At 57.8% G+C, this 17,895-nt stretch carries 23 protein-coding genes and 1 pseudogene; 14 read left to right on the forward strand and 10 right to left on the reverse strand.

The window, feature by feature from the left end; genetic code table 11:
* Both ACWNRM_RS14600 and ACWNRM_RS14605 read left to right on the forward strand, forming a co-directional pair.
* Window positions 1-124: pseudogene (locus ACWNRM_RS14600) on the forward strand (IS630 family transposase); the annotation flags it as partial.
* Between the two features lie 225 nt (window positions 125-349).
* Window positions 350-583 (forward strand): phage portal protein, encoded by a 234-nt coding sequence (locus ACWNRM_RS14605; protein ID WP_485171433.1) that lies wholly within the window; start codon window positions 350-352, stop codon window positions 581-583.
* 448 nt (window positions 584-1,031) lie between these two features.
* On the opposite strand, the gene ACWNRM_RS14610 is transcribed toward ACWNRM_RS14605, so the two are convergent.
* The 3 genes from ACWNRM_RS14610 to ACWNRM_RS14620 form a co-directional block, all read right to left on the reverse strand.
* Window positions 1,032-1,742: an SDR family oxidoreductase gene (locus ACWNRM_RS14610; RefSeq protein ID WP_485171432.1), complete on the reverse strand. Its 711-nt coding sequence runs from the start codon at window positions 1,740-1,742 to the stop codon at window positions 1,032-1,034.
* Between the two features lie 121 nt (window positions 1,743-1,863).
* Complete coding sequence (locus ACWNRM_RS14615) at window positions 1,864-2,442, reverse strand: carboxymuconolactone decarboxylase family protein (protein WP_485171431.1); 579 nt, start codon at window positions 2,440-2,442, stop codon at window positions 1,864-1,866.
* 721 nt (window positions 2,443-3,163) lie between these two features.
* Window positions 3,164-4,039: a LysR family transcriptional regulator gene (locus tag ACWNRM_RS14620; RefSeq protein ID WP_485171430.1), complete on the reverse strand. Its 876-nt coding sequence runs from the start codon at window positions 4,037-4,039 to the stop codon at window positions 3,164-3,166.
* 118 nt (window positions 4,040-4,157) lie between these two features.
* On the opposite strand from ACWNRM_RS14620, the gene ACWNRM_RS14625 reads away from it, so the two are divergent.
* The 8 genes from ACWNRM_RS14625 (at window position 4,158) to yghU (ending at window position 9,956) form a co-directional block, all read left to right on the forward strand.
* Window positions 4,158-4,319, forward strand: a complete 162-nt coding sequence (locus ACWNRM_RS14625) for a hypothetical protein (RefSeq protein ID WP_158625400.1) — start codon at window positions 4,158-4,160, stop codon at window positions 4,317-4,319.
* Window positions 4,312-4,947, forward strand: coding sequence for a glutathione S-transferase family protein (locus ACWNRM_RS14630; protein ID WP_485171429.1), 636 nt, complete (start codon window positions 4,312-4,314; stop codon window positions 4,945-4,947). The genes ACWNRM_RS14625 and ACWNRM_RS14630 overlap by 8 nt, the downstream gene beginning before the upstream one ends.
* 30 nt (window positions 4,948-4,977) lie before the next feature.
* Window positions 4,978-6,081 (forward strand): alkene reductase, encoded by a 1,104-nt coding sequence (locus tag ACWNRM_RS14635; RefSeq protein WP_485171428.1) that lies wholly within the window; start codon window positions 4,978-4,980, stop codon window positions 6,079-6,081.
* Between the two features lie 112 nt (window positions 6,082-6,193).
* On the forward strand, window positions 6,194-6,868 hold the full coding sequence (locus ACWNRM_RS14640; RefSeq protein ID WP_485171427.1) for a peroxiredoxin-like family protein: 675 nt from the start codon (window positions 6,194-6,196) through the stop codon (window positions 6,866-6,868).
* A gap of 67 nt (window positions 6,869-6,935) precedes the next feature.
* Window positions 6,936-7,352, forward strand: coding sequence for a carboxymuconolactone decarboxylase family protein (locus ACWNRM_RS14645; protein ID WP_485171426.1), 417 nt, complete (start codon window positions 6,936-6,938; stop codon window positions 7,350-7,352).
* Window positions 7,353-7,502: 150 nt separating this feature from the next.
* A complete protein-coding gene (locus tag ACWNRM_RS14650) occupies window positions 7,503-8,252 on the forward strand; it encodes an SDR family NAD(P)-dependent oxidoreductase (RefSeq protein ID WP_485171425.1) in 750 nt (249 codons plus the stop codon).
* Window positions 8,253-8,358: 106 nt separating this feature from the next.
* Window positions 8,359-9,075 (forward strand): glutathione S-transferase family protein, encoded by a 717-nt coding sequence (locus ACWNRM_RS14655; RefSeq protein ID WP_485171424.1) that lies wholly within the window; start codon window positions 8,359-8,361, stop codon window positions 9,073-9,075.
* A complete protein-coding gene (gene yghU, locus ACWNRM_RS14660) occupies window positions 9,072-9,956 on the forward strand; it encodes a glutathione-dependent disulfide-bond oxidoreductase (protein ID WP_485171423.1) in 885 nt (294 codons plus the stop codon). The genes ACWNRM_RS14655 and yghU overlap by 4 nt, the downstream gene beginning before the upstream one ends.
* Before the next feature lie 48 nt (window positions 9,957-10,004).
* Here yghU and ACWNRM_RS14665 read toward each other — a convergent pair whose 3' ends face one another.
* The 4 genes from ACWNRM_RS14665 to msrB are packed head-to-tail and all read right to left on the reverse strand — an operon-like array spanning window position 10,005 to window position 12,458.
* Complete coding sequence (locus tag ACWNRM_RS14665; protein WP_485171422.1) at window positions 10,005-10,649, reverse strand: NrsF family protein; 645 nt, start codon at window positions 10,647-10,649, stop codon at window positions 10,005-10,007.
* Complete coding sequence (locus ACWNRM_RS14670) at window positions 10,636-11,166, reverse strand: sigma-70 family RNA polymerase sigma factor (protein ID WP_485171421.1); 531 nt, start codon at window positions 11,164-11,166, stop codon at window positions 10,636-10,638. The genes ACWNRM_RS14665 and ACWNRM_RS14670 overlap by 14 nt, the downstream gene beginning before the upstream one ends.
* A 30-nt stretch (window positions 11,167-11,196) precedes the next feature.
* Window positions 11,197-11,988, reverse strand: a complete 792-nt coding sequence (msrA, locus tag ACWNRM_RS14675) for a peptide-methionine (S)-S-oxide reductase MsrA (protein ID WP_485171420.1) — start codon at window positions 11,986-11,988, stop codon at window positions 11,197-11,199.
* Window positions 11,989-11,996: 8 nt separating this feature from the next.
* The gene (gene msrB, locus ACWNRM_RS14680; protein ID WP_485171419.1) at window positions 11,997-12,458 is read right to left on the reverse strand and encodes a peptide-methionine (R)-S-oxide reductase MsrB; all 462 of its coding nucleotides are present in this window, start codon (window positions 12,456-12,458) and stop codon (window positions 11,997-11,999) included.
* A 162-nt stretch (window positions 12,459-12,620) separates the two neighbouring features.
* Between msrB and ACWNRM_RS14685 the strand changes: the two genes are divergently transcribed.
* The 3 genes from ACWNRM_RS14685 to ACWNRM_RS14695 all read left to right on the forward strand — a co-directional run bounded on the left by ACWNRM_RS14685 (window position 12,621) and on the right by ACWNRM_RS14695 (window position 14,451).
* Window positions 12,621-13,244 carry a cytochrome b/b6 domain-containing protein gene (locus ACWNRM_RS14685; RefSeq protein WP_485171418.1) on the forward strand — a complete coding sequence of 208 codons (624 nt, stop codon included), beginning with the start codon at window positions 12,621-12,623 and terminating at the stop codon, window positions 13,242-13,244.
* The gene (locus ACWNRM_RS14690) at window positions 13,241-13,990 is read left to right on the forward strand and encodes a molybdopterin-dependent oxidoreductase (RefSeq protein ID WP_485171417.1); all 750 of its coding nucleotides are present in this window, start codon (window positions 13,241-13,243) and stop codon (window positions 13,988-13,990) included. Before ACWNRM_RS14685 ends, ACWNRM_RS14690 begins: the two co-directional genes overlap by 4 nt.
* Window positions 13,991-14,097: 107 nt before the next feature.
* Complete coding sequence (locus ACWNRM_RS14695) at window positions 14,098-14,451, forward strand: pentapeptide MXKDX repeat protein (protein WP_485171416.1); 354 nt, start codon at window positions 14,098-14,100, stop codon at window positions 14,449-14,451.
* 170 nt (window positions 14,452-14,621) lie between these two features.
* On the opposite strand, the gene ACWNRM_RS14700 is transcribed toward ACWNRM_RS14695, so the two are convergent.
* The gene (locus ACWNRM_RS14700; RefSeq protein WP_485171415.1) at window positions 14,622-15,500 is read right to left on the reverse strand and encodes a LysR family transcriptional regulator; all 879 of its coding nucleotides are present in this window, start codon (window positions 15,498-15,500) and stop codon (window positions 14,622-14,624) included.
* A gap of 98 nt (window positions 15,501-15,598) precedes the next feature.
* Here ACWNRM_RS14700 and ACWNRM_RS14705 point away from each other — a divergent pair, with 98 nt between their 5' ends.
* Window positions 15,599-16,444 carry an NmrA/HSCARG family protein gene (locus ACWNRM_RS14705; RefSeq protein ID WP_485171414.1) on the forward strand — a complete coding sequence of 282 codons (846 nt, stop codon included), beginning with the start codon at window positions 15,599-15,601 and terminating at the stop codon, window positions 16,442-16,444.
* Window positions 16,445-17,081: 637 nt separating this feature from the next.
* On the opposite strand, the gene arfB is transcribed toward ACWNRM_RS14705, so the two are convergent.
* Window positions 17,082-17,504 carry an alternative ribosome rescue aminoacyl-tRNA hydrolase ArfB gene (gene arfB, locus ACWNRM_RS14710; protein ID WP_485171413.1) on the reverse strand — a complete coding sequence of 141 codons (423 nt, stop codon included), beginning with the start codon at window positions 17,502-17,504 and terminating at the stop codon, window positions 17,082-17,084.
* 190 nt (window positions 17,505-17,694) lie between these two features.
* Window positions 17,695-17,895 (reverse strand): hypothetical protein (locus tag ACWNRM_RS14715; protein ID WP_485171412.1); only part of this gene is annotated, 201 nt, incomplete at its 5' end.

Here is a 17,895-nt window from a genome sequence, read left to right on the forward strand (position 1 = left end):
TCTCCGCCGCGCCGCCGAACGCACCCGCGACGGGCTTTGGAACAGGATCGGCAAACTCATCGATCAGGTCGCGCCCGCAGAATGCGCCAACTTCTTCACCGCCGCTGGATACGAGCCAGATTGAGAGAAAAACGCTCTAGGTCGTGGCTACCGATGGTCAGTCTTTAGTCGACAAGAAGGCAACCGGCATCCTGGTCGATGAACTTTGGGAGTTCGCCAAGAAACCGACAGGTGAAGACATGCTCATGGAGGCAATGGGGGCATTTTCCGCAACGGCCTGCTCTCACAAAACTACATCTCCGCCCCGATCCTGCTCACGAGTGATTAACGCGAACAGGCCAAAGTCATTATGGCCGATTACTCGGGCGCAATGAACACTGGCAAGACGCCTCTGCTCGAGGGTGGGTGGAAGGTCGAGAGCATTGGGCTCAAGGCGGAGGACATGCAGTTGCTGCAAACCCGTCAACCGGGCGTTGCTACGCTTTGCCGCTGGTTCGGGGTGCAACCGGTCATGGTCGGGGCCATGAAGAAATCCACGGTCTGGGGCAGCAGCCTAGAACAGTTAAATCTCTGGTTGCTGTAATATGCCCTCATGCCCTGGCTGCAACGCATCGAACGAGCCGTTACACGCTGCCTGCTCTTGCCTGGCGAGCGTGACCGGTACTTCCCCCGGTTCAACGTCGATGCCCTCCTGCGCGGCGATAGCAACAACTTCTGTCGAACAGGCATGACCTCCTCCCCCACACCTACTTCTGATAACCAAGGCACATTATCGGAAGTAGGGGGATGGCGATCAAAAGGGGGCTACAAGGCCGGAAAGCCCTTCGTCTGAAGCATGTCCCCACTCTAGCCCGGAGCCTCCAGAACTTTCGCCGACATAGCGTTGTAACGCGTCGCGAGGTGAGCCACGCTCCACTATGCGTGCCGACGAGAGAAACTATCAGGAGAGGGCGATACAAAACTCGGATATGCGAATATCGGTGCACACCTGATACGTTGCAGTATGTTCGCGGAACCGCTTCTGATATCGTTCACCCTTTTCCCAGACTGCTACCGCCATCGATGAAGAGCGACTGGCCTGTGATGAAGCCGGCAAGGTTTGAGCAGAAGAAAGTAATTGCAGCGGCAATCTCCTCCGGGCGGCCGAACCTTCCGGCAGGGACGCCTGCAAGATATCGTGCCTCGCCTTCGCTACCGGGCTGATTATTTGCGCGAAACAGCGCCGTCTCCGTTGGGCCTGGAGCAACGACGTTCGCTGTGATGCCATATGCAGCGTATTCAATCGCGATTGTCCGCGTGAGGCTCTCGAGTGCAGACTTTGCAGCCGCATATCCGGCACGATACCGCAATCCGCGAGTTGTGAGACTGCCAACATTTACTACGCGTCCAAACTTGGCATCGCACATGCCTGGAAGCAAAGCCTGCGTAATCTGTAACGCCGGGCGGAGGTTGGACCCAAGCAGCGCCATAAAGTCTACGTCCGTGACGCTTTCGAATCGCTCGTGTCTCGCGATGCCGAAATTATTAACGATGCCCAACACGTTACCACGGCTGGCGATATCTCTGGCCAGCTTCCGGATCGCGTCGCTATCAGTCAGATCGCATAAGATGAACTCGCCCGGAAATTCTCCCGTAAACGAACGGGCTACACCGATAACATGCCAGCCCGCGTCAGCAAGAGCCTGCGCTGCCGCCCGCCCGATGCCTTTCGACGCGCCTGTGATGAGAATGGACTTATCCAATGGAAGTTTCCCTGATCAACAAATTTGAGGTTCAGCCAATGAGCCCGGGGGTGTATCGAGACACCTCCGCGACACCTCGGCCGAAGGACTTGCTTCGGCCATTTGCCAAAATGGGCTGCGTTCAGCCTGCTACACCCAGTTTAACCGGGGCGGTCCATTCGGCACCCGCCATGAAGCTGTCCAGAGGTGTATGAGCGAGGTGGTTGGTATAATTCGAGATTAGCTTGGTGGCTGTCAGCACCAGTACGTCGAGTACGGACTGATTGGTGTAGCCAGCAGCCTTGAATGCGTCGACATCGGCTTCGCTCAGGACGCCACGATTGCGTGTCATCAGCGCCGCGAATTTGCGCAAGGCTTCAAGCTTGGGGTCAGCAATGGCTTCCCCCTCACGGATCGCCTCGATTGACGCATCGTCGACTTTTGCCATGCGCGAAAGGTTGGTGTGACCTGCCATGCAATAGGTGCACTCGTTTTCATAGATGATCGACAGATAGGCAATATTCCGTTCGACGGGAGAGAAGCTCGTTTTTTCAGCAATCCCCCACAAGGTAGCGTATGCCTCAAGCGCTGCAGGGCTCTCGGCTAGAACGCGATGCAAGTTGGGGATAAAGCCCCAGGCCTGCTGTACCCCGTTGAGAATGTCTGCTGATGCCTTCGGTGCATTTTCGATATCATGCAGCTTGAACGCATTGGTTGTCATTATGAAAACTCCTGTATCCTTGCTTGCCAATATGACAATCAGGAGATGGAGATTTCGCATTATCTCCTCGCTTGGGGAGCAGGGTAACAGCAATAACGCTTATTCTTGAATGGAATGGCCGGGCCCGACCGCAGTGGATCGATGAGAGCAACCTATCAAGTCAGGTGCCACCCATCATTGACCTGTCGATGTCGAACTCCGCTTCAACGTCTCAGCACAGCTGGCACACTTTCAGGGCTGCGTACTCATCTCCACACTGATCCGTCCAGTTATTTCAGTATACTTATGGGTCTCACGAGAGTGATTTTGCGTCGCAGATTGTCGGAGTATGACCCGTAACACCGAACGCTGCGCGGCCGCCAAAACCAGAGACTTCGACTGGAGGTAAACATCGGTGGGGAATGGTTGGGTGAGATCTCAAGGCCGCTTCGACAAATGGGGAATGTCGGGACAGCGGTATTCTTCGCGTATGGATGAGTGCGCTAAGTGCATAAGATACCGTTATCTCTCGTATTCTTCCTACTTTTCGAGAGGCTGCTTTGCTGAGCGCGTCGCATGTCGCAGACGGCAAACCAAATCGACCAGAAGCAGAGCCGCCCCCGGAGATTCATCAGAAACCTGCTTCGCTAGCATAGCTGATCCAAGGCGATCGCTACGCCAGCCCGCGTCTCTCTCAATATCGCGACAGACAGTAGGCGCACCAAACGGCGGCATCTTGCTTTCATTCCATCAAGCCCTGAACAAAATCTGCAAATTGCCTTGCCTTTGCGGTCATCATTCTCCCCGTGGGGAAGACAGCCCACAGGTCGATATCAGGCAAAGACCACGCCGGAAGCAGGCGCGTTACGGTGCTGCTCTCCAGTTCAGGGGCAAACATCCAGTCCGAGGTGATGGTCAGGCCCATATCAGCGAGTATGGCTGCCCGCAGGCCTTCGGCAGCACTGACCCTGAGACGCCCCGCAACGGACACCGAGACAGCCGAGCCATCCCTGTGAAATGACCAGACATTGGGGAGCTGACTGTAAACGATCGCGTTGTGATCAGCCAGATCGGCAGGGACCAACGGCATGCCCGCACGCGCCAGATAGGCTGGTGTGGCCAGCACCGAACGTTTTCCTGTCGCCAGCTTGCGTGCGACCGCCGAGGAGTCGGCCAAAGCCCCCATACGCAACGAGATATCAACTCCCTCGGCCACGAGATCGATCATCCGGTCATCAAGCAGAATATCCACATCGAGCTGCGGATGCGCATCGAGAAATGCTGGCAGCCGCGGTATGATGTGCAGTCGCGCAAATGTTGTCGCCGCCGATACACGCAGGCGCCCGGACAGGCCGCTCCCTGCACCGCGCGCGGCCAGCTCCGCTTCGTCGGCCTCCTGAAGCGCATTGCGTGCGCGTTCATAATATGCCTGCCCCGCTTCGGTAGGTGTAAGGCCATGAGTGGAGCGTATGAGCAGGCTGACCTGTAGCCTCGCTTCGAGCTGTGCCACGATTTTCGACACAGCGGGCTGACCAACATGAAGCTGCCGTGCCGCTGCTGAGAATGAACCCGTTTCGACCACACGCACGAACGTGGTCATCGCCTGATATCTGTCCATCCTATTCCTCCCGGGAATGATGCTTATCGCATCGAGCCATCTGCCATGCCCAGTGAAACAGAGGCAAACCAGGCCTGCAACCCGGTCAGCGTCGGGGAAGGATGGAGCAGGCTTCAGGATGATCGTTCATTTCACCAACGCCGTATCAACACGACCGGTGTCGCATTTCATCTCGGCCTATCAGCTCACGGGTGACCTGCCACAAGCTATGGTCGCCGCCCTTCTCCCGGCGCTCTCCGCTCTCCTTGCAAAACCTGATGGAGGAACCGCTCATGATTGAGGTCTACGCTTTCGCGACTCCCAACAGCGTCAAGGTCACCATCGCGCTGGAAGAGCTCGATCTCGCCTATGCGCTACACGGCATCAATATCCGGCAAGGCGAACAGGGTACCACGGCCTTTACGACGCTTAATCCTAACCAGAAGGTTCCCGTACTGGTTGATCACGACGCGAGAGACGAGAAGCTCGTCCTCACAGAGTCAGCAGCCATACTCGTGTACCTGGCTGAAAAAACCGGCCGCCTTCTCCCTGCAACCGGGGCCGAACGGGCGCGCGTTTTCGAGCAGCTTTTCTTTCACGCCTCTGCCCTGAGCCCCGCCTTCGGCCAATCGGGTTTCTTCCAGCGTTTCGCCAGCGAGAAACTGCCTCTCGCGATCGAGCGCTTCGACAAAGAGGCAAAACGCGTCCTGCATGTGCTCGACACCTTGTTGGCGCACCGAGATTTCGTGGCAGGCGATCATTTTACTATCGCCGATATTGCCCATTTCGGTTGGCTCTGGCGGCGCAGTTTTCCCGGCCTCACCCTCGATGACACCCCTCATATCGCCCGCTGGTACGAGCGGATTGCGGCCAGACCTGGCGTTCAGCGCGGTATCGCCCGGGTTGAGACGCTCGCCGCCCCAGACTGATCCTTTTCTGATCGCTCCGAGGTTATTCCCATGAACAAACTTTTTACGCCCTTCGATGCCGGGGCGCTGTCGCTCGGCCACAGAATCGTCATGGCACCCCTTACGCGCATGCGGTCGGACCATACTGGCAAGGCCAATGCCCTCATGGCGCTGTATTACAGCCAGCGCAGCTCACCCGGCGGTCTTATCATCTCAGAGGCAACACCCGTTGCGCTCGAGGGATACGGCTATGCCGGCGCGCCAGGCATCTATGACGACTCCCAGATAGACGGGTGGCGCAAGGTGACCGAAGCGGTTCATGCACGCGGTGGCAAAATTGTCATGCAGTTGTGGCACGTAGGGCGACAGTCGCATCCTGATCTGCAGCCAGGTGGTGCAGCCCCGGTCGCGCCCTCTGCAATCAAGGCAGAAGGTGACGCCTATACGCCCAGTGGCCCTGCCCCGTTTTCCATGCCGCGTGCCCTTTCGCTGGAGGAAATTCCCGCGGTGATCGAGCGGTTCAGGGAAGGTGCCGCAAGGGCAAAGCAGGTAGGCTTTGATGGCGTGGAAATTCATGGCGCCAATGGCTATCTGCCAGACCAGTTCCTGCAGGACGGTACCAACCACCGCACCGATGAGCATGGTGGCCCGATCGAGAACCGCGCTCGCTTTCTGTTGGAAGTGACACAGGCAGTCATATCCGTCTGGGGGGCAGACCGCGTGGGTGTTCGCCTGAGCCCAAGTGGCACCTACGGCTCGATGTCAGACAGCAACCCCCAAGAAACCTTCGGTTATGTGGCGGAGCAGCTGGACAGGCTCGGCATCGCCTATCTGCATGTGGTTGAACCCCGCATAAAGGGCACGGAACTCATCGCCGAGAGCGAACCTGTGGCCGCGCGTGATCTGCGCGAGAGATTTCGGGGCACGCTGATCGCGGCAGGTGGGTTCGACAAAAACAGTGCCGCAGCCGTGCTCGCATCCGGTGATGCCGATGCCGTCGCCTTCGGCCGGCATTTCATCAGCAATCCCGATCTGCCTCAGCGCCTGCGCGGGGACCTTGCTCTGACAGATTACGACCGCTCGACCTTCTACGGCGGCGATGCTCGTGGCTACACCGATTATCCATTCTTCGACGCCTCGTCAGCAGAGCGATAACCACCGCGGTTATTCCACCAGGGAATGACCATTAGTCGCCCCTGCCATCATCCCTCCGGTACGGCGACCTCCTATCGTCAGATCTGTCACCAGATTTCGAGGAAACGAACCCATGACACTTCAGGCAAAGCTCGACGCCTTCAAGACCGATTTCGAAGCCGGAAAGCCCCCCTATAACGTTCCGCATAGCGTCATCGAAACCATGCACCGTGCCACCGCCGAGCTGGTTGCGTCCGGCGCTGCGGAAAAAGCCCTCAAAGCCGGAGACAAGGCACCCACTTTTACGCTGAACGACCCCGAGGGTAACCCTGTCTCTTCTGCTGATCTTCTGGCCAAGGGGCCCTTGGTCATCAGCTTTTATCGCGGTGTGTGGTGCCCTTACTGCAACATGGAATTGCAGGCTCTCGAAGCGGCACTTCCCTCATTTCGTGAGCTTGGCGCCCATCTGATCGCGATCTCCCCGCAAACGGCGGTGAACAGCCGAAAATCAGTCCGCCAGAATGAACTGCAATTTCCGATCCTGTCTGACACGCATAATGACGTCGCCGCGCAGTTTGGCCTTCGCTTCACCCTGCCTGATTATCTGATTGAGCTTTACAAGAATCTCAAGAACGATCTGCCCGGTTTCAATGGTGACGACAGCTGGACGTTGCCCATGCCTGGCCGCTTCGTCATCGGTCAGGACGGCGTCATTCTCTATGCCGAGGTCAACCCGGATTATACGCGTCGCCCGGAACCTGCCGACATGCTTCCTGCCCTGCGCCACGCTACCCAGTCGGCCGACTGATTGCTCCATCCATACCGCCCCGGCTCGCGCAGGGGCGGAGTTTTTCTCTGAGGATACGGAGAGAGATATGCGCTCCAATGACATGGGCAGTAGCTTCACTCGCCATTTGATGGGTGACGAACAATCCGCCAAGCTCATCGCGGCATCACAGTCAGGCACTTTCGGCGCAGCCATAGCCGGGTATGCAGTTGATCATGTTTTCGAGGACATCTGGACACGTGAAGGGCTCGATCAGGCGCGTCGAAGTCTCATCACCATGACCGTCATGGTTGCGCTGCGCCAGCCTCATGAATTCGGCCTCCATATGGGTTTTGCGCTCGATCACGGTATGAAGCTGAAGGAAATAGAGGAGGCTCTGATACAGATGCTCCCTTATGTCGGCTTCCCCGCCATTTCCGGTGTCATGCCTGTCGCTGCGAAGATCATTGCTGAGCGTGGACTCGACAAAAGCGAAGAGTATGAAGGCCATCGCGGTCTGCTCTGAGCCCTCACCCAAGTACTGTACCCTGCCGGTAGAACGGGCCTCGTCTCGCGCTCCCGATGACATCCAGCCTGCGGCGTTCACGAACCTCTCTGCGCCCCTCTCGCGCTTCGTGAGTACTTCACGGCAATCTGCCTTCGAAAAGGAACAGTTATGACGGAACTGCATCGAAAAACGGCCCTTGTAACCGGAGGAAGCAGCGGGCTCGGGCTTGCCATCGCAACGCGTTTCATCGCTGAAGGCGCATTTGTCTATATCACCGGTCGGCGACAGGCCGAGCTTGAGCGGGCTGTAGCGACATTGGGCAGTCAGGCCGCCTCTATACAGGCAGATGTCAGTCTGCCCGGCGATATCGAACGCATGGTGGAAACGATACGGCGTGAACGTGGGGCTATCGATATTCTGGTCGCCAATGCCGGTATCGTTCTGCCTCAAACCCTCGAACAGGCAACACAAGCCAATTACGATCGGACGTTCGATATCAACGTGAAAGGCCTGTATTTCACGATCAGCAAGGCACTTGGCCTGTTGCGGTCTGGCAGCTCAGTCATCCTTCTCTCATCCATCGCTGCCAATAAGGGTGTGCCTGGCTATGGCACATACAGCGCAAGCAAGGCTGCAATACGCAGCCTGTCCAGAACCTGGACGGCCGAACTGGTCGAACGCGGCATACGGATCAATACCCTCAGCCCCGGACCGTTCGACACACCAATCATGGACAGTCAGGCCGATACGCCGGAAGGTGCCGAAGCCGTCAAGCGTCAATGGGCCGCGGCCGTGCCCATGAAGCGATTGGGGCAGCCAGAGGAACTTGCTGCGGCCGCGCTCTTTCTGGCTTCTGATGAAAGCAGTTATGTTGCAGGCATTGACCTCATTGTCGACGGTGGTGCGGCCGCGGTCTAGGGCTCCGTGATAACCACAGGATTACAATCACCAGTACGGTGGAGCGTCAGCAGGACCCGCCCATACTGCCAATCAGACTGACATGGTTTCGCAAGGGTGAGCTATCATGATCCGTTTTTATTTCCGTCCCACGCCCAACCCGGCGAAAATCGCCCTCATGCTCGAGGAAACCGGTTTGCCCTATGAGGCCATACCGGTCGATACCCGCAAAGGTGATCAGCATGACCCGGCGTTTCTCGCGATCAACCCCAATGGCAAAGTGCCTGCCATTATCGACACCGAAGGTCCTGCGGGCCCGGCAACACGCGTGTTCGATTCCAATGCAATATTGATCTATCTTGCTGAAAAAACCGGGCAATATCTCGGGACCCCCGCGGACCGGCCTGAATTGCTGTCATGGTTGATGTTTATCGCATCCGGTCTGGGGCCCTTTTCCGGTCAGGCCGTGCATTTTCAGCATGCAGCGCCCGCCGGGCTGGACTACGCCGTCAATCGGTACAGGCGCGAGGTCGAACGACATTACACAGTTCTCGACCAGCACCTCACGGACCGCCGTTACATCGTGGGCGATACTTTCACGATTGCCGATATGTCTGCCTGGGGCTGGCTGGAGCGTGCGCCCCGTGTGCTCAAGGACGATTATCCGCTCGAGCGCTGGCCTGCACTTGATCGCTTCATGCACGACATCAATGCCCGACCGGCTGTGTCGCGCGTGCAGTCGCTCATGAAGAGGCACGCATTCAAGACAGATATGGACGATCAGGCACAACGGGCCCTCTTCCCATCCAATTTCCCTATCCACAACCAAGAGCAGCGCTCATGACCGCTTCGGAAAACTATACACCGCCCGGCGTCTGGACATGGGACAAACAGAATGGTGGTAAATTTGCCAGCACCAATCGCCCTGTCGCCGGGCCGACGCATGAAAAGAACCTCCCCGTAGGGCGTCACCCGCTCCAGCTGTACTCACTGGGTACGCCCAATGGGGTAAAGGTGACGATCATGCTGGAGGAACTCCTGGCCCTGGGACATGAGGGGGCGGAATATGATGCCTGGCTGATCAATATAGGGGATGGCGATCAGTTCGGATCGGGCTTTACAGCCATCAACCCGAATTCCAAGATCCCGGCGCTGGTCGACCAAAGCGGGGGCACCCCCCTGCCCGTTTTCGAATCAGGATCGATCCTGCTTTATCTTGCCGAGAAATTCGCGGCTTTTCTGCCTCGGGATGTTCCATCGCGTACGGCCTGTCTGAACTGGCTTTTCTGGCAGGTCGGCAGCGCACCCTATCTCGGCGGCGGCTTTGGCCATTTCTATGCCTACGCCCCTGAGAAGATCGAATATGCAATCAACCGGTTTGCCATGGAGACCAAACGCCAGCTGGACGTTCTCGACCGGCAGCTTGCCAGGCATGACTATATAGCGGGCGACACCTATACAATCGCCGATATGGCAATCTTTCCCTGGTATGGCGGCCTTGTTGAAGGCTGGCTCTATAATGATGCTGCACAGTTTCTGAGCGTTCAGGAGTATTCTCATGTCCAAGCGTGGGCCGCGCGGCTGCTTAAACGCCCTGCCGTCCAGCGGGGCCGGATGGTGAACAGGCTCTCCGGCCCGCTCTCTTCGCAGCTGCGCGAACGCCATGACAGCTCGGATTTCGAGCTCAGAACGCAGGACAAGTTGCAGGAAGGCAGTAAGACCTGATCGATTGTACCCACTCGCATTGGGCGATGCACAAAGCATCGCCCGGACTTACCAACGTATCAGCCAGGGCAATACCAGACGCGTGCCGCAGGCCACCAGCGCACAGGCCAATGAATACCAGACGACGAGATAAAGCGGGTCATCAAAGGGGCAGGCAAGAGCAAAGACGAGCGCACCAAAACCCGCGCCGGCAATGCCAGTGACCCACGCCGTTCCGCGCACATCAACCGGTGCGCCGCGGCGCACGATAACACCCAGCGCGAGGACAGCGGGCAGAGCAAGCTCTACGATCTTGCGTGCACAGACCATGCCGTGCGCCGGATCAAGCCTGAGCCATAAGGCCTCTGGCTCAGCCTGAAGCGCATCCACAAGCCAGCCAAGGGCAAAAAGAACAAGAGCGGTCACGCCCAGCCGACGCAGCCCCTGCCGGGGCGAACGCGTCGGGTCGAGCGAGACCAGCGCCGAAGCAACGCCCAGCCCGACGATCAGCAGCAGCCCGATTGCCTTCCACCAGAAGCTCATCATGTGCATGGCATGGGGCATGTCAGGGCGCATCAGGCCAAACCCGAGCACTGCACCAATCTCGACCCCGGCGAGAACCGCGAGGGTCAAGGCATCGCGCCAGAGCGAGCGCCTCCGGACGGGGCGAAGATCGGTTACAAATTGCTCGATCAGGGGATCATTCACCATCATTGCCTCCCATCACCAGCGTGCTCATACGACTCAACCCGCGATGGATATTGACCTTCACCAGCGTCGCGGATTGCCCTGTGCGACGTGCTGCCTCCTCTATGCTCAAACCCTGCAACTTCACCAACCTGATCGCTTCTGCTGGCCCCGGCTTCAACTGCGCCAGAAGCTTTTCCAGTGCATGAGCCGTGGTCACCTGTTCCTCGTGATCGCCCACAGCCACCGTCTCATCAAGCAGGGTCGTTTGTGTACGTCTCGCGGCCCGGAGGCAATCAATCCATTTGTAACGCGCAATGGCCGCAATCCACGGGCCGAATTTCTGGGAAGGATCGAAGGTGTGACGCTTCTCATGCACTGCCATAAGGGTGTCCTGCACGGCGTCATCGACCATTGAGGGCGGCAGGCGTTTAAGGAAAAAACGGCGCAGCCATGCCTGTGCCTCGCCCAGCACCAGGCGATAAGCCTGTGCATCTCCTGCCTGCGCGGCCTCCATCCAACGGCTCCAATCCGCTTCTGTCAAAAATCTGCTGCCTTCATGCGTGACCGGAGATCATTTCCTACCGCTATCATTTGACATACGTAAAGACCCAGGCGCCTCAGAAAGTGCTAGGACTGGCTCTGTCCGCCAGCTTGCCGGAAAGCTGGCACGCAGTGCGTCCAGCCTCGGGGCATCATAGGTCTCGATGTAGATATTATGCGGATAACGCGCGGCAAAATTCTGATGCTCTCTTTCCGCCCCGGTAAACGCCTTGTCAGGCTGAACATGCGTTGCGATGGGCTGGGCAAAAATGTGGGCGGCATCGAGTTGCGCGATATAGGCCTCTGCCTCGCGCGCCTGTTGCGCTGTGCGCGTGAAGATGACGGAACGGTATTGTGGCCCCGTATCGGGGAATTGCTGGTCGATCTGCGTCGGGTCCAGTGCCACGGTGAAGAATATCCGCATCAGCGTGCCAAAGCTGACGAGGGTCGGATCATACTCAACCTCAACCGATTCCGCATGACCGGTATCGCCTTCGCTGACGCGTTCATACTGGGCCGTGTCACGCGCACCGCCGTCATATCCAGCTCGGGTAGCGGTGACGCCTCGCACATGCTGGAAAATGCTCTGCACCCCCCAGAAACACCCTCCCGCAAAAACGACGCTGGATAGTGTCATCCCCGGACGGGAATCATCGGGGGGTGCCGTCATCTGCCCGATGGGTTTGTCGTTACCGGTCTTTGCCACGATAACGGGCTCAGGCAAGGTCGGATAGGCAGACGCCCTTGAGGTGACCTGGTGCAGAATTCCATAAAGGCTGAATGTGGCGAGCGCGACGCCAAGCACGTTTTTTCTGATCATCATGCGAACTTTCAGACTGGCCTGAAGGTAAGGGCTGCACCGTTCATGCAGTAGCGCAATCCGGTCGGTTGGGGACCGTCATCAAAGACATGGCCAAGATGACCACCGCATGTCGCGCACCGTACCTCCGTACGCTCCATGCCAAGACTGTCATCCCCACGCTCCTGAACAGCTTGGGGCAGCGCTGCCGTGAAACTTGGCCAGCCCGTCCCGCTTTCGAACTTGCTGCGTGAGTCAAATGCCGGCGTTGCGCAGCCTGCGCAGGCAAACCGCCCCTGTCGGTGTTCGTTCAGGAGCGGGCTGGACCAGGGTGCCTCTGTGCCAGCCTCGCGCAGAATCTCGAATTGCTCCGGTGTGAGCAGGCGCCGCCATTCAGCAGCACTATGCGTCACGGGATAAGGTTCTGCGCCCCAGGCGCGGCCCGACAGAGCCAGACAGACTGAAGCAAGGCAGAATTGTCGACGCGATGTCATGAACTTCGCCCTTTTGCTGAATTTCACTCCATCCTTCGTGCTGCACCGTGCAGAGGTTACGGGCAGCCACAATGTTTTTGTTCGTTCCGTGCCGTAACTTTTAGGGGCCTGCGCACGAAGGAAGCTCTGCCAGCCTCCAGAAGACTCAGGGAACGAACTGCCATGTCACGATCGCGACGCGCGCCCGCACCGATCCTACGCCTCACCCATTGGGCATGCGCGCTTGCCATGCTCGTCATGATCGGTAGTGGCTGGCAGATCTACAACGCCTCCCCTATCCTGCCTTTCGAATTCCCCGCTGCCATCACTCTTGGAGGCTGGCTTGGCGGCGGCATTGCCTGGCATTTTGCTGCCATGTGGGTGCTGATGGGGGCGGGGCTGGTTTACGTTGTGTATGGCGCCGCAAGCGGGCATTTTCGCAACGACCTGCGCCCCGCAGGACCGCGATCTGTGGTGAGGGATATTGGGCAGGCCCTGCGCCTGAAGCTCTCCCACAAGGCCGGGCACTACAACGCCGTGCAACGTGCGCTCTACACGGGCGTGCTTGTGGTGGCTGTGCTGACGGTCACGACGGGCCTCTCAATCTGGAAACCCGTGCAACTTGGATGGCTGACCTGGTTGTTCGGAGGCTACGACATTGCCCGGTGCATCCATTTTGCCATGATGAGCCTGATTGTGGGCTTTCTTTTGCTCCATGTCGCGCTTGCCCTGATGGTGCCTGCCACCTTGTGGGGCATTGTGTTCGGGCGACCTATGCCAGATAGCGACAAGGAGAGCGCATCATGAGCCCGCCGAAAATCGACCGTGCCGGTGTCGCGCCCGAATTGCGCAAGCTCGAACGCAGGCTCTTCCTGCGGAACAGTCTTTCTATTGGTGGGCTTTCCCTGCTGTCAGGCTGCGCACTGGACGATAATGCGTCGGTGGAACAGGCCCTTAGCCTGATGTCACGTTTTACCGACCGGATGCAGGCGCTTCTTTTCAGCCGTCAGCGCCTCGCAAGGGAATTTGACCCGTCGCGCATCACACGTCCCTTTCCATTCAATGCCTATTATGACGAGAGCGACGTAAGGCTCGTCGAGACTTCATCCTGGCGGCTGGAGGTGAGCGGGCTTGTTTCAGACAAGAGCCCCTGGTCGGTCGCCCGGTTTCGTACCCTGCCGCAGAAAAGGCAGATCACGCGACATATCTGCGTGGAGGGGTGGAGCGCTATCGGAGATTGGTCGGGGGTTCCGCTCTATGTATTCCTGCAGCATGTCGGGGCCGATCTACGGGCAAAATATGTGAATTTCCGCTGTTTTGATGATTACAGCACCAGTATCGATATGGCGACGGCACTTCATCCGCAGACAATCATGGCGCTGGATTTCGGCGGGAACCCTCTCCCACCCGCCTATGGCGCCCCGATGAAAATCCGCATCCCTACAAAACTCGGCTATAAAAACCCGAAATATCTCGCCTCCATCGAGGTCACGAATCATTTCCCGGGCGGATATTGGGAAGACCAGGGGTATGACTGGTTCGGCGGTTCATAAAAAAGCACACAGGCGTGTAACCTGCGGCAAGGCTGAGGCGAAAGAAAAGATATCGGAAGCTGGCGCGTCCTTTTTTCGATCCTTTGAACCGATCCAGGAATGTAATCATGTCTTTTCGTACACTCGCACTTGCCTGTGCCTTTTCTTCGACAATGTTGCTGGGAGCCCCTGCCTTCGCTCAGGACACCATGTCACAAGGGACGATGTCGCAGGGCGCTATGGCACATGACAGCATGTCCCACGGTGACATGTCCTCCGACAGCATGAAGAAGCATGCCATGACGAAGGACGAAATGGCGCCCCACGGGATGTCGAAGCAGTCCATGAGCAAGCATGGCAGCATGATGAAGTCAGAGGGTATGGAAAAGAAGAACAAGATGGGCAGTGCGATGAAGCACGACCCGATGGAACATGACGCGATGAGCAATGACTCGAAAGGCGCCATGGCAAAGCCGAACTGAGGGCCCTACGCCTGTGGTCAAAAGCCACAGGTCGACCCTTCCGGGGCGTAATCGGGTTCTGATCCTAGCGAAGTGTCAAACAGCGTCGGGGCGACGGTAGGCAAAGATGATGTCATATAGCGTTCGCATTCGCTGCGGATAAGCTGTGTCCCACGGGAGGATATGGGCGATCATCCTGTCATATGTGCGCGCAAAGCATCAATAAATACCCGGACCTTGGAGGAAAGGCTTCGATGCGCTGCGTAGACCGCATGTACCTCCACCGTCTCCGCTTCATAATCGGGGAGCAGTCTCACAAGCCGACCCTGCTCGATTAAGGGGATTGCCAAGAAAGCAGGCAAACGCCCGACACCTCCCCCGCTCTCAAGGACGACCTGCAGGACGGCGGGCTCCGGGATGACGGATCGAACATTAACGGACACGCGATGCTCGCACTTCGAGTTATCCGTAAAACGCCAGATCGACGGTTGATCGGTCCACCCAAGCAACTCGTGATTGGCCAGGTCCTGCGGCGTTTGGGGCCTACCTCTTTCCAAGAGGTAGGCCGGCCCGGCACAGGGCCATAATTCGATCCTCCCCAGCTTGCTGGCGATCAGGTCGGAGTCAGCCATTGCCCCTATCCGGATTGCCACATCGACATCCTCCCTCGCCAGATCGACGATCCGGTTCTCGGCCTCAAGATGAACGCGCAGATCAGGGTAGTCTCGCAGAAAATGCGGCAGCATCGGCGCCACCAGCCCGATTGCGAACGTCGTTGCCGCGCTGATCTTCAGAACGCCTCGAGGTTGCCCCGTCACCCCATCGAGGGCCGCGGTAGCCTCATTCAGATCGTCCACGACGCGTCTAGCATGAATCAAGAGTATGCGCCCGGCCTCGGTCAGTCTGAGGGCATGCGGGCCGCGCTCGAACAGCTTTGCCCCGATTTCCCTCTCCAGACGGAACAATGCCCGGCTTAGCGATGATTTAGGCGTTCCCGTGGCGCGCGAGGCCGCGCTGAGGCTCATGGTCTCTGCGATGCGCAGAAAGCTGCCGAGATCATCTGAGTTCATGGGCTCGTGTTCCATATATGGAACAAGACGTCTACGATGACGCACCTGCCCTGTCCAACGGGAACGGCTTATCGTGCCTCTTCAGTAAGGGGGCCGAGATGTCAAAACCAGTCATTCTGATTACGGGCGCGACCGGACAACAAGGCGGAGCCACGATCCGCGAGATGCAACGTCGAGGGCATTGGCACATTCGCGCGCTCGTCCGGAGCCCGCAGACGCCAAAAGCAGTCGCTCTGGCAAAGCATGGGGTTGAGCTCGTTCATGGTGATCTGGACGACGAACATTCCCTGCGATTGGCGCTTGACGGGGCAGAAGGCGTTTTATCTGTCCAGTCGCCCATGAAGATCGGCCCTGCCGCTGAGGAGCGACAGGGGAAGAGGCTTGCCAGCCTTGCCAAGAAGAGTGGCGTGCGGCACTTCGTGCAGTGCTCCGCAGGCGGGGTTGAGCGACGGAGCAGCGTTCCCCATTTCGAGAGCAAATGGGCGATTGAGCAGCACATTGCGTCGCTGGACTTGCCGGCTACGGTTCTGCGTCCAGCGGCCTTCATGGAAAACTTTGCGAGCATGATCTTCCGGATCACCATGCTTTCCATGATGAAGACCTATCTGAGGCCGGATCAGGCGATGCAGCTTGTCTCTGTGCAGGATGTCGCCTGGTTCGCGGCAGAGGCGTTCGAGAAACCTGATCAGTACCTTGGTCGGGCCATTGAGCTTGCAGGCGACAGCGTGACAGCCCGCGCCGCAGCGTCAATTCTGCCGAATGCCGGAATACGCCCAAGCCGCGGCTTTACAATCCCCTCTGTTATGCGAGCGCGATTACCCGAAGACTTTCGCCTGATGTTCGAGTGGATCGCCCGAGACGGCTTCAAGGCTGATATTTCAGCTCTGCGGCGTGAGTATCCGACGTTGCTTACACTCGAAGACTGGACACTGCAACGCGCGTAGGATAGCCGCCAACGTCTGTCGTAGTCTGACGATCGGATCGGTCGATGCCGCATAGCGCGACAAGGAAGCCGATATTTGAAAATTGATAAGCTTCTTTCGGTTTTTGACTCCCGGTTGCCTCTATTACCGGTAGTGCGGCCAGTGGGCGCAAAATATCGAAGACCGAGCTTATCATGCAGCCAGGCCCGGAGGAATTTTAAGCGCGCGATCTCCTCAGCGGAACCAGACAGTTTTGGCTATCAGTTTTTTTTGGAATGGCCGGCCTAGGGTTCAGATCGAGTCCCGCAAAGATTTGTTCATAGGACAGTGGACGTTTGTTCCGAAATGATAGGCGTAGTCGCATTCAAAACCGGAGCATAAAATTTGATGCCACATGTTCGAGAGATAATCCTCCGCATCTATGAAAAGGGAACATAGTAGTACATGTGGCCCAACTCTCTCTGAGGCCATCATAGGGAGATCAATTTGTGCGAGCAGTCCTCTGACGATGATGATCTGTGCTCCTCCTTCGCGCCAGATCGTGGAGTCCGTGCTGCTTTCATAGGACGCAACGGCGGAAGTGAGTGGAGTATAGCCTGATTTCTTTGCGGCGCGTACATTTATGAGGTCGATACTTTAGCCAATTCATTTACCAGGTTCAGTCTTCGCGGGGCGCAGCCCGTCCGCGCTTGATCCCCGCACGATGGGACTTGCCGTCCATCCGGCGCGCGCGCGCCGCTTTCCCCGGGCGCGTAGGAACGCGGAACGCCTGACGGTGGGCAGCTTCGCGGATCATTGTGGTCAGACGTTCGATTGCGTCCTCGCGATTGCGGATCTGCGTGCGGAAACGCCGGGCCGTGATGACGACCACACCATCTCGCGTCGCCCGGCTTCCAGCGATTTCCAGCAGTCGCACGCGCACCCGTTCAGGCAAGGACGTGGAACGTGCGGCATCGAAACGTAGCTGTGCTGCGGTCGCAACCTTGTTGACGTTCTGACCGCCGGGCCCGGACGCCAGAATATAGCTGATCTGAAGTTCGTCATCGGCAAGAGACAGGCCGGAGAGAATGAGAATTGCCATGATGCGCCCCATAGCATATCGCACCGCGAAATGCCCGCATGCGCTGTGTATGAAGCGTTCAGGCGCCTCCGTAAGGAGGTCGATTACCCCGCATCCTCCCCGATGCGCCTGCCGCAGAGCATGCCTCTAACACTATCACATTTGGGCGCGATCGAGAACAAGCAACCCCACTGGCTTTGCCATACACATTTCAAAAAAGAAATTTAGGGTGCCCTTGGGCAAGTTCATCGTGATCACGAATACTTTCATCAATTAAGGAACTTTCAGATGGAGAGATCGAAGAACCGTTGGTTGATGGAGCTGGCTGGTGATTTAGTGCTTTGTCATTCTGACTGACGGCTCCTGGGGTGACTTTTGGTCTGCGCTTTGGGCAGATCGGGCGCTGTTTCCT

It is taken from the genome of Asaia sp. A2, assembly GCF_057319415.1.